Consider the following 556-nt stretch of genomic DNA (forward strand, 5'->3'; position numbering starts at 1 on the left):
AGCTTCGGCTACAACAACCTCGTGGTCGACATGCTCGGCTTCGGCATCATGAAGCAGTTCGAGTACCCGGTATTCTTCGACGTGACCCATGCGCTGCAAATGCCTGGCGGTCGTGCCGACTCCGCCGGCGGTCGCCGTGCACAGGTTCTGGATCTGGCCAAGGCCGGCATGAGCCAGGCGCTGGCCGGTCTGTTCCTCGAAGCGCATCCGGATCCGGACAACGCCAAATGCGACGGCCCTTGCGCCTTGCGTCTGGACAAACTGGAGCCATTTCTGGCCCAGCTCAAAGCTTTGGACGAACTGGTGAAGAGTTTTCCGACGGTAGAAACCGCGTAAAGCTCATTTCTCCGGTAAAGTACCGCACGATTTGTCGCACATGCCCTCGGGCATGTGCGTTGTCGTCTGCAAGCTGCCCGCTGCACACCACTTGCCGACGGTAAAAAGATTTACTCTAGCTGCGTCGTTTTCGTCAACTTTGGAGTGTTTAAAACAATGGCAAAAATAGTCGACAACAAAGGTCGTGAAGTTATCGACTCCCGTGGCAATCCCACCGTGG

At 56.5% G+C, this 556-nt stretch carries 1 protein-coding gene and 1 pseudogene; both read left to right on the plus strand.

Annotated features, from left to right (window positions below):
* Window positions 1-336: pseudogene (locus ACIOUG_RS16690) on the plus strand (3-deoxy-8-phosphooctulonate synthase); the annotation flags it as partial.
* 156 nt (window positions 337-492) lie between these two features.
* The coding region (locus tag ACIOUG_RS16695) for a hypothetical protein (RefSeq protein WP_401067120.1) at window positions 493-556 on the plus strand (64 nt) is incomplete at its 3' end.

This window comes from Pseudomonas sp. NPDC087803 (assembly GCF_044742995.1).
GTDB lineage: Bacteria > Pseudomonadota > Gammaproteobacteria > Pseudomonadales > Pseudomonadaceae > Aquipseudomonas.